Here is a 9,197-nt window from a genome sequence, read left to right as displayed (position 1 = left end):
GGTAGCTCGTCGGGCTCATAACCCGAAGGTCGCAGGTTCAAATCCTGCCCCCGCAACCAAATTATTTTATATACCAATAGGGAGTACTCATTGAGTGCAACCAAAATGGTCCGGTAGTTCAGTTGGTTAGAATGCCTGCCTGTCACGCAGGAGGTCGCGGGTTCGAGTCCCGTCCGGACCGCCATTTTTATGACTTGTAAACGAAAACGTATAGTTTCGTTTTTTTTTATGTCTTTTTCTTTCAACAAGTAACCATGATGCGATGAAATAACTTGCATTTGGCTACACTATATGTGAAAAGAAAAGATAGATCATTTCAGCACAGCCTGGTTTTTTCATACCAGGCTTTCTTTATATCATTTTTAGTTGGAACTGAGACTCATATTCGCTACACTAATACTAACTGTGTCTGACATCATGTCTACTCAATCAATTGATTGCATGAAGGGGTTGTCTTTTTATGGATGAATTTGATCTTATTCACCGAATAACACCAAAAGAAACACATCAGCGTTCTTTGGTCATGGGCATCGGTGATGATGCAAGTGTTTATCAACCTCATTCACATTGTGAAGAGGTCGTTTGTGTTGATACAATGGTAGAGCATGTTCATTTTCGTTTTGATTTTTCCACGCCCTTTGAGGTTGGCTTTAAAGCACTGGCGGTCAACATCAGTGATATCGCCGCAATGGGAGGAACCCCAAAGTATTATCTTGTATCGATTGCGATTCCGCCACATGGTGATGAGACGATCGTCACAGCTCTTTACGAGGGAATGAAAGCGTTGGCTGACACCTATCATATGGATTTGATTGGTGGGGATACGGTAGCCATCCGCAGTGACTTTGTCATTACAGTGACGGTCATTGGTGAGGTTCCAAAAGGAAAAGCTTGTTACCGTCACAGTGCTCAAGCAGGAGATATTGTATTTGTTACAGGTGAGCTCGGTTCATCAGCTGCTGGATTATCACTCTTAATGAACGAAGTAGAATCTGCAAAGGCAGTCGATTCTGATTTTTTTCTTGAGCGTCACAAAATGCCTCAGCCTCACATTGCTGCTGGATACATATGCTCAAGCTTCCCACGGGTGACCTTGAATGATGTGAGTGATGGATTAGCAAGTGAGCTGAATGAGATAGCCGAAGCGAGCCGTGTGACGATAGAGATTGAAGCTGACAAGCTCCCAAAACATCCAGATTTACCGATGTTACGCAAAGACTGGCTTGAATGGGTGTTGTTTGGTGGAGAAGACTTTGTGTTAACTGGCACGATTCCAGAGGCTGATTGGGAAAGCTTTGAAATACAATGTAAAAAAGAAGACATTCAGATCACACGCATTGGACAAGTTAAAGGTGATCAAGCAGCCAGCGTTATCTTAAAAGACAATGATCAACAAACAGTGTTAATGAAAAAAGGATATAATCATTTTAAGAAATGAGGTGACATCAACTGTGAAATTAACATGGACGACAAAAGGTGCGGATGAGACGAAACGAATTGCCGCTGCTTTGGCCAAACTTGTGAAGCCAGGCGATGTATTGACATTAGAAGGAGATTTAGGCGCTGGCAAAACCACTTTTTCAAAAGGTTTTGCGGAAGGCTTAGGTATTACCCGTATCGTCAACAGCCCCACTTTTACCATTATTAAAGAATATACTGATGGCAGACTGCCACTTTATCATATGGACGTGTACCGCATGGAAGGTGCAGAGGAAGATATCGGACTCGAAGAATATTTTGAGGGCGAAGGTGTATGCTTGGTTGAATGGGCACATCTCATTGAACCGCAATTGCCTTCATCGTATTTAAAAATTGACATGCTGAGAACAGAACGTGAAGAAGAACGTCATCTCACGTTTGATGCAAAAGGGGAGCACTACGAGGCCCTTTGTAAGGAGATGAAAGAATTTGACCATACTGGCGCTTGATACGTCAAACCATACATTAGGAATTGCTCTTGTAAGAGATAACACAGTAATTGGCGAGAGCATCACGTACTTAAAAAAGAACCATTCCGTCCGAGCGATGCCGACTGTTGAAGCACTGATGAAAGAATGTGGTGTAGCGCCAAGCGAACTAAGCAAAATCGTTGTAGCAAAAGGACCTGGTTCCTACACTGGCGTCAGAATCGGTGTGACCATTGCAAAAACACTGGCGTGGACGCTGTCTATCTCGATATCGGCTGTTTCGAGTTTAGAAACACTCGCGGCAAATGGTCAATATTTTAATGGATGGATCTCGCCACTATTTGATGCGAGAAGAGGACAAGTTTATACTGGGCTATATATGTTTGAAGAAGGAAAGATTAAAGAGATCAAACCAGACCAAAATATCTTGCTCACGGATTGGCTTCAAGAGCTGAAGCAGGCAGAAAAGCCTGTCTTATTTCTTGGACATGATGTGCATCTTCATCAAGAGAGCATTCGCTCCATTTTAGGAGAGACTGCTGCTGTGGCAGAGGGGGCATTTCATAATCCAAGACCTTCAGCGCTTGCGTTTTTAGGAGCAGATCGTCCTGCTGAAGATGTCCACCAGCTTGTCCCTAACTATATTCGTTTGGCAGAAGCGGAAGTGAAATGGCTTGAAGGACAAAAATAATCTCAACACAGTAGAGATTCGAAAAATGACAGTAGAGGACATTCCAGAGGTGTATACGATTGAAGTGCATTCGTTTACAGCACCTTGGAAAAAAGAATCGTTTGTCTATGAGATTCTCCATAACCAATACAGTCATTATTTCCTCATTGAAGAAGCTAAGCAGCCTGTTGGGTATTGCGGGGTCTGGATTGTCATGGACGATGCACAAATTACGAACATTGCGATTCTCCCTGAGCATAGAGGGAAGGGCTACGGGGAAGCATTGCTTCGATATGTCATGGAATTTTGCAAAGAAAAAAAGACAGATCATCTTTCTTTAGAGGTGCGGGTTTCTAATACACCGGCACAATCCCTTTATGAAAAGCTTGGTTTCAGACCAGCTTCTATTCGAAAGAATTATTATACAGATAATGGGGAAGATGCATTAGTCATGTGGGTGAATATAAATGAGTGAACAAACAGATCGATTCATATTAGGTATAGAAACAAGCTGTGACGAAACAGCTGCGTCCATTGTGAAAAATGGGAAAGAAATCGTAGCGAATGTTGTGGCCTCGCAAATAGAAAGTCATAAACGATTTGGCGGTGTTGTACCAGAAATTGCTTCAAGGCATCACGTGGAGCAAGTGACCATCGTATTAGAAGAAGTGATGGCACAGGCCAATATGAGCTTTAAGGATTTAGATGCTATTGCTGTCACAGAAGGACCGGGCTTAGTCGGTGCTCTTCTGATCGGTGTCAATGCAGCAAAGGCACTGAGCTTTGCTCATCAAATTCCTCTCGTTGGTGTTCATCATATTGCTGGACATATTTATGCAAACCAGCTTGTTGATGAATTGCAGTTCCCATGTTTAGCTCTTGTTGTCTCTGGCGGACATACTGAGCTTGTTCTAATGAAAGAGCATGGGTCCTTTGAGGTCATCGGTGAAACATTAGATGATGCGGCTGGAGAAGCCTATGACAAAGTGGCTCGGACGATGGGTCTTCCGTATCCAGGTGGACCTCATATTGATCGATTAGCACATGAAGGAGAGCCAACGATTAAGCTTCCTCGCGCATGGCTTGAAGAAGGGTCCTATCATTTTAGTTTCAGTGGTTTAAAATCAGCTGTGATCAACACATTACACAATGCATCCCAAAAGAGAGAAACGATTGCTCCAGAGAATTTGGCGGCAAGTTTTCAAGAAAGCGTCATTGAGGTGCTTGTTGGAAAGACATTAAAAGCGGCTGAGGCGTATGGGGTGAAGCAGGTTGTTCTAGCTGGAGGAGTCGCTGCCAATAAAGGACTGAGAGAAGCCCTAACGTCAGCATTTACGAAGCTGCCAGAAGTAAATGTCACCATTCCGCCATTGTCTCTTTGCACAGACAATGCAGCCATGATTGCTGCTGCGGGTACCATTGCGTTTGAAAAAGGAATAAGAGGCGATATGGCAATGAACGGTCAGCCTGGATTACCGCTTGTCTCATATGAATGAAAACTCCTGTGGATAGACAGGGTTTTTTTTTATTTGGAATGAAAGCGATTTATTCACATGTAAACGTTATATATCCACAATTGTTAGAAAATTTCGTTTTAAAATGAAGGGAATGTGTATAAATGTGAGTTTTTCTGTGGATATGTGATTAAAATCTTGTGGATAAGTCCGAAGTGTTTAATAATAATAAAGAAGTTATTGTGGATATCATTGTGGGTAATAAAGCTTCACTGAAAGAAAAAGAGCACCCGTTAGGGCACTCTTTAAGATTCTGATAGGTCTTCCCACTCTGCAAAAAGTGATTCAAGCTCTTGATTAAGCGCATCATTTTCTGTTTGAATGGCTTGGACCTTCTCGTGATCTTGGAAAATAGCAGGATCACATAAAAGCTGTTCATTTTCACCGAGCTTCTCTTCGATGACGGCGATCCGCTCTTCAATTTCTTCGATTCTGCGTTGCTTTTGTCTTTCTTTCTTTTTCAGTTCTTTTTCTTCCGCATAGGAAAGCTTGGCTGTTTCTACTGGTTTTTCTGCGTGCTTTTTAGACGGCTCGTGATCTTTGAGCGCTTCAAGCTCTAATTGTTCGTTTTTCTTTTCAAGGTAATAGTCATAGTCACCAAGATATTCTTTTGTTTCTGCTCGCGACAGCTCGAACACTTTTGTTGCCAGACGGTTGATAAAATAACGATCATGCGAAACAAATAAGATGGTTCCTGGATAATCAATTAGCGCATTCTCTAAAATTTCCTTACTATCTAAGTCCAGATGGTTAGTAGGTTCATCGAGAATGAGGAAATTGGCTTTTTGCAGCATCAGCTTCGCCAGTGCAAGACGCGCTTTTTCTCCACCACTTAGTGCATGAACGGGCTTTAAGACGTCATCACCGGAGAAAAGGAAGTTTCCTAAACATGTCCGGATTTCTTTTTCATTCATATGAGGATAATCATCCCAAAGCTCATTTAACACTTTCTTGGAGGATGTCAGTTTGGCTTGTTCCTGATCATAGTAGCCGATCGTGACATGAGATCCAAAATTGATGTTGCCTTTTACAGGCGTTAATGTATTCGTTAAGGTTTTTAAGAGCGTTGATTTCCCGATCCCGTTCGGACCAATGAGTGCCACGCTATCCTCACGTTTGATATGAAACGAAAGGGAGGATAGGAGCGGTGTTTTTTCATCATAACTAATATCAAGGTTATGCACCTTCAGCACATCATTGCCGCTCTGTCTCGTAATATCAAAATGAAAGCTTGCGGATTTCTCATCACCTAATGGCTTATCTAAACGATCCATCCGTTCCAGCTGCTTCCGTCTGCTCTGAGCGCGCTTTGTGGTCGAGGCTCTTGCTAGGTTGCGATCCACGAAATCCTGAAGCTTCGAGATTTCTTCTTGCTGCTTTTCATAGAGCTTCATATCTCGTTCTAGCTGCTCTGCTTTCAGCTCAAGATACTTACTATAGTTCCCTGCAAACTTTTTCATCGCTGTTCTTGAGACTTCATAGACATGATTGACGACTTTGTCTAAGAAGTAGCGGTCATGGGAAACGATAAGAATAGCTCCTGTATAATTTTGCAAATACTGCTCAAGCCATGATAAGGTATCAATATCTAAATGGTTGGTCGGCTCATCCAGAATTAAGAGTTCTGGTTTCATTAATAAGAGCTTTCCAAGTGCTAGACGGGTTTTCTGGCCGCCGCTTAATGATTGGACGGTAGCCTCATCTTCAAAATGACTAAAGCCGAGACCATGAAGGATGGAACGGACATCTGCTTCATATTGATAGCCACCTTGATCTTTAAATTCCTGCTGCAGCCTGTCATAGGTTTTCATCAGGGAATCCAGCTCTGAACCTGTGGAAGAAGCCATTTTTTCCTCAATGGTTCTCATCTCTTGTTCCATCCCTTTTAAATGATCAAAAACCGATAATAATTCGTCTTTTAATGTACGTGTAGACGTCACATCGGTGTGCTGTGCTAAATAGCCGATTGATAGGTCTTTCGGTTTGATGATCTCACCTTGTTCGTAAGACATTTGACCGGCAATAATTTTTAAAAGCGTGGATTTGCCTGCGCCGTTACGACCAACAATGGCAATACGATCCTTTGCTTTGACTTCCAATTTTATATTCGTTAAAACGGTATCAGCGCCAAACGATTTGGACAGCTGATTCACTTGTAGAATCATCATGTAACTTCACCTCTGCTATAATATGTTAAGTGTAGCTTATCAGCAGTAAACCGGCAAATCTTACATACAATCACAACGGTCAAATGAAAGACAGATAGGAAAAAATAGTGTATGATTTGAGTGAGGGAGCGTTGAAAGATGAGTCAATTTAGCCACTTTAACGAACAAGGAAGAGCAAAGATGGTCGACATTAGTGACAAATCGTCTACAGTGAGAACCGCCGTTGCTGCTTCAAGCATTCGTATGATAAAAGAAGTGTTTCATAAAATACAACAGCATGAAATTGGAAAAGGGGATGTGCTGTCTGTCGCACAGGTTGCTGGCATTATGGCAGCAAAGCAAACGTCCAACATCATTCCAATGTGTCATCCGCTCGCACTAAAAGGCGTGGATATCTCCTTTGATTGGGAGGAAGACGGAAATGCGCACATTCTGAACATACAAGTACAGGTCAAAACAAAAGGAAGTACGGGTGTGGAGATGGAAGCGCTCACTTCTGCTTCAGTATGTGCACTGACCGTTTACGACATGTGTAAAGCGATCGATAAAGGCATGATCATCGGTCCCACCTATCTCGTTGAAAAGACAGGCGGGAAAAACGGTGATTTTCACAGAGCATCTGATATTTAAGTTGGAGGATCTTATATGAATATAGACCAGTCAAAAATTCCACAAGCGACAGCCAAACGTTTGCCGCTTTACTACCGTTTTTTAAAAAATCTGCATGCATCAGGAAAACAAAGGGTGTCATCGGCAGAGCTTAGTGATGCAGTTAAAGTGGATTCTGCCACCATTCGCCGAGATTTTTCGTATTTTGGTGCACTAGGGAAGAAAGGGTATGGCTATAATGTCGATTATCTCTTGACCTTCTTTAGAAAGACTCTTGACCAAGATGAAATGACCAATGTGATGCTCATCGGTGTCGGGAATTTAGGAACGGCTTTTTTACACTATAATTTCATAAAAAATAATAATACAAAAATTTCAATGGCTTTTGACGTCAATGAGAGTAAAATAGGAAGTGAGATAGGCGGCGTGCCTGTCTATGATTTGGATAAGCTTGAAGAGCATGTTCAAGAGGTAGGAGATATTCCTGTTGCGATTTTGACAGTACCTGCCGTAGCAGCTCAGTCCATTACAGATCGTTTGATTGCCCTTGGCATCAAAGGAATCCTTAACTTTACGCCGGCTCGATTGAATGTGCCGGAACACATTCGAATTCATCATATAGATTTGGCGGTTGAACTTCAGTCTCTTGTGTATTTCTTAAAGCATTACTCTGTTACGCAGGAGGATTGATGAAACGGGGTAAAGGGGGTGGAGCAAATGGGTCCGATCGGTCCTGGAAGTTTGGTTCTGATTGCGATTGTTGCGCTCATTATTTTTGGGCCGAAAAAGCTTCCTGAATTAGGAAGAGCAGCAGGAGATACATTACGTGAATTCAAAAATGCCACAAAAGGTTTAGCTGATGATCAGGAAGAAAAAAAGAAAAAAGAAGATCAGTAGAATAGGATGAGCTTCATGAATGTCAAAGATATGCCGCTTATGGAGCATATTGTGGAACTGCGAAAACGTTTAGTGATCATTGCGATGTTTTTTGTCACCTTTATGGTGGCAGGTTTTTTTCTCGCTAAGCCGGTCATTGTGTATTTGCAAAATACCGATGAAGCGGCAACACTGACACTGAACGCGTTTAAGCTCACAGACCCACTGTACGTGTTTATGCAGTTCGCATTTGTCATTGCTTTGGTTTTGACGTGTCCCGTTATTTTATATCAGCTTTGGGCGTTTGTGAGTCCTGGCTTATATGAAAAAGAAAGAAAGGTGACACTTGCTTACATTCCGATTGCACTGCTTTTATTTTTGAGCGGTGTGGCTTTCTCTTATTTTATTTTGTTTCCGTTTGTCGTCGATTTTATGATACGAATGTCGAATGATTTAAATGTAGAGCAAGTGATTGGGATTCATGAGTATTTTACATTTCTGATGCAGTTAACACTTCCATTTGGATTTTTGTTTCAGATGCCTGTCGTGTTGATGTTTCTCACAAGACTTGGCATCATTACACCAATGTTTTTATCGAAAATACGGAAGTATGCCTATTTTGTCCTCCTTGTCATTGCCGCACTCATTACACCGCCAGAGCTTGTTTCTCACCTCATGGTTACCTTGCCAATGCTCGTTTTGTATGAAGTGAGTATTGTCATTTCAAGAGTAACCTATCGCAAAATGCAGCAAACTGAGGAGAAAGAAAGTCATTATGTCTCATAAAAAAGCATCGTGATCTAATATGTGATCACGATGCTTTTTCTATTGTTTTAAAAATTGATTGATGGCATGGAAGAGGTGCTGGTAATATGCAGGCTCATGCGGGACAAAGTCGTGTACATCTACTTCTCTGCTTTCCTCACGTTGTTCTCCGGCTGCATTCATCTCAAAGCCCTCTACCTGAATCCTTTCACATAGCCCTGTTAACAGCTGCTGTGCATCGATGAATCTCGTTCTGTAAAGACCAGCGACTTCTTCTTTCTGTAATTGAACGTTCATAGGTTCTCCTTGATTTACATAAAGGTACACGTGGCAGAACTCACGGTCGATGAACGGAGGCAGATGAATTTCATCTTGTATGATTCCTGTATAGGTAAGATCCTTAAAAGGGATGGAAAGACCAAGCTCTTCTTCTATCTCTCTTAAACCATCAGAAGGCTGTTCAACTGCGAGAAGATGGCCCGCTGCTGTAATATCAAACAGAGAAGGAAAATCCTTTTTTGCAGGACTTCTTAGCTGAAAATAGAGATAGACTGTGCCATGTTCTCGTTTGAGAAGCCAGAAATGAAATGTTTCATGCCAAAGACCTTGGGCATGGACATCTGAACGGGTGGCAACTCCAATCGTTTCATGCTGATCGTTCATGATGCTTAGTTTTTCATGTTCCATG

At 42.0% G+C, this 9,197-nt stretch carries 11 protein-coding genes and 1 tRNA gene; 10 read left to right on the top strand and 2 right to left on the bottom strand.

Features of this window, described 5'->3' with window-relative positions; all coding sequences use genetic code 11:
* The first annotated feature begins 107 nt into the window (after window positions 1–107).
* The 6 genes from BA70_RS07875 to tsaD all read left to right on the top strand — a co-directional run bounded on the left by BA70_RS07875 (window position 108) and on the right by tsaD (window position 4,073).
* Window positions 108–184 (top strand) — tRNA-Asp (locus BA70_RS07875).
* A 276-nt stretch (window positions 185–460) separates the two neighbouring features.
* Complete coding sequence (gene thiL / locus BA70_RS07870) at window positions 461–1,438, top strand: thiamine-phosphate kinase (protein ID WP_034320400.1); 978 nt, start codon at window positions 461–463, stop codon at window positions 1,436–1,438.
* A gap of 13 nt (window positions 1,439–1,451) precedes the next feature.
* Window positions 1,452–1,928, top strand: coding sequence for a tRNA (adenosine(37)-N6)-threonylcarbamoyltransferase complex ATPase subunit type 1 TsaE (tsaE, locus tag BA70_RS07865; protein WP_034320398.1), 477 nt, complete (start codon window positions 1,452–1,454; stop codon window positions 1,926–1,928).
* A complete protein-coding gene (tsaB, locus tag BA70_RS07860; RefSeq protein ID WP_034320394.1) occupies window positions 1,909–2,598 on the top strand; it encodes a tRNA (adenosine(37)-N6)-threonylcarbamoyltransferase complex dimerization subunit type 1 TsaB in 690 nt (229 codons plus the stop codon). Before tsaE ends, tsaB begins: the two co-directional genes overlap by 20 nt.
* A 25-nt stretch (window positions 2,599–2,623) precedes the next feature.
* Window positions 2,624–3,052 carry a ribosomal protein S18-alanine N-acetyltransferase gene (gene rimI, locus BA70_RS07855; protein WP_034320429.1) on the top strand — a complete coding sequence of 143 codons (429 nt, stop codon included), beginning with the start codon at window positions 2,624–2,626 and terminating at the stop codon, window positions 3,050–3,052.
* Window positions 3,045–4,073: a tRNA (adenosine(37)-N6)-threonylcarbamoyltransferase complex transferase subunit TsaD gene (gene tsaD, locus BA70_RS07850; RefSeq protein WP_034320391.1), complete on the top strand. Its 1,029-nt coding sequence runs from the start codon at window positions 3,045–3,047 to the stop codon at window positions 4,071–4,073. Before rimI ends, tsaD begins: the two co-directional genes overlap by 8 nt.
* Window positions 4,074–4,336: 263 nt before the next feature.
* Here the strand turns inward: tsaD and BA70_RS07845 are convergent, their stop codons facing one another.
* Window positions 4,337–6,259 carry an ABC-F family ATP-binding cassette domain-containing protein gene (locus BA70_RS07845; RefSeq protein ID WP_034320388.1) on the bottom strand — a complete coding sequence of 641 codons (1,923 nt, stop codon included), beginning with the start codon at window positions 6,257–6,259 and terminating at the stop codon, window positions 4,337–4,339.
* A gap of 138 nt (window positions 6,260–6,397) precedes the next feature.
* Here BA70_RS07845 and moaC point away from each other — a divergent pair, with 138 nt between their 5' ends.
* Genes moaC through tatC form a run of 4 tightly spaced genes read left to right on the top strand, consistent with a single transcriptional unit; the run spans window position 6,398 to window position 8,530 of the window.
* Window positions 6,398–6,889, top strand: a complete 492-nt coding sequence (gene moaC / locus BA70_RS07840; protein WP_034320385.1) for a cyclic pyranopterin monophosphate synthase MoaC — start codon at window positions 6,398–6,400, stop codon at window positions 6,887–6,889.
* Between the two features lie 15 nt (window positions 6,890–6,904).
* Complete coding sequence (locus BA70_RS07835; protein ID WP_008355687.1) at window positions 6,905–7,558, top strand: redox-sensing transcriptional repressor Rex; 654 nt, start codon at window positions 6,905–6,907, stop codon at window positions 7,556–7,558.
* 27 nt (window positions 7,559–7,585) lie between these two features.
* A complete protein-coding gene (locus BA70_RS07830; RefSeq protein ID WP_003214302.1) occupies window positions 7,586–7,765 on the top strand; it encodes a twin-arginine translocase TatA/TatE family subunit in 180 nt (59 codons plus the stop codon).
* A 6-nt stretch (window positions 7,766–7,771) separates the two neighbouring features.
* On the top strand, window positions 7,772–8,530 hold the full coding sequence (tatC, locus tag BA70_RS07825; protein ID WP_105928212.1) for a twin-arginine translocase subunit TatC: 759 nt from the start codon (window positions 7,772–7,774) through the stop codon (window positions 8,528–8,530).
* 39 nt (window positions 8,531–8,569) lie between these two features.
* On the opposite strand, the gene BA70_RS07820 is transcribed toward tatC, so the two are convergent.
* Window positions 8,570–9,196 carry an NUDIX hydrolase gene (locus tag BA70_RS07820; RefSeq protein WP_034320379.1) on the bottom strand — a complete coding sequence of 209 codons (627 nt, stop codon included), beginning with the start codon at window positions 9,194–9,196 and terminating at the stop codon, window positions 8,570–8,572.
* Between the last annotated feature and the right edge of the window lies 1 nt (window position 9,197).

Origin of the sequence: Bacillus zhangzhouensis, from assembly GCF_000715205.1 — a bacterium.
GTDB lineage: Bacteria > Bacillota > Bacilli > Bacillales > Bacillaceae > Bacillus > Bacillus zhangzhouensis.
This window is presented reverse-complemented; position numbering and strand designations above follow the sequence as displayed.

Coding starts and splice junctions, on each gene's coding strand:
- BA70_RS07845 (WP_034320388.1), bottom strand. CDS start 6,259: ATGATGATTCTACAAGTGAATCAGCTGTCCAAATCGTTTGGCGCTGAT.
- tatC (WP_105928212.1), top strand. CDS start 7,772: ATGAGCTTCATGAATGTCAAAGATATGCCGCTTATGGAGCATATTGTG.
- tsaD (WP_034320391.1), top strand. CDS start 3,045: ATGAGTGAACAAACAGATCGATTCATATTAGGTATAGAAACAAGCTGT.
- BA70_RS07835 (WP_008355687.1), top strand. CDS start 6,905: ATGAATATAGACCAGTCAAAAATTCCACAAGCGACAGCCAAACGTTTG.
- BA70_RS07830 (WP_003214302.1), top strand. CDS start 7,586: ATGGGTCCGATCGGTCCTGGAAGTTTGGTTCTGATTGCGATTGTTGCG.
- moaC (WP_034320385.1), top strand. CDS start 6,398: ATGAGTCAATTTAGCCACTTTAACGAACAAGGAAGAGCAAAGATGGTC.
- rimI (WP_034320429.1), top strand. CDS start 2,624: ATGACAGTAGAGGACATTCCAGAGGTGTATACGATTGAAGTGCATTCG.
- BA70_RS07820 (WP_034320379.1), bottom strand. CDS start 9,196: ATGGAACATGAAAAACTAAGCATCATGAACGATCAGCATGAAACGATT.
- thiL (WP_034320400.1), top strand. CDS start 461: ATGGATGAATTTGATCTTATTCACCGAATAACACCAAAAGAAACACAT.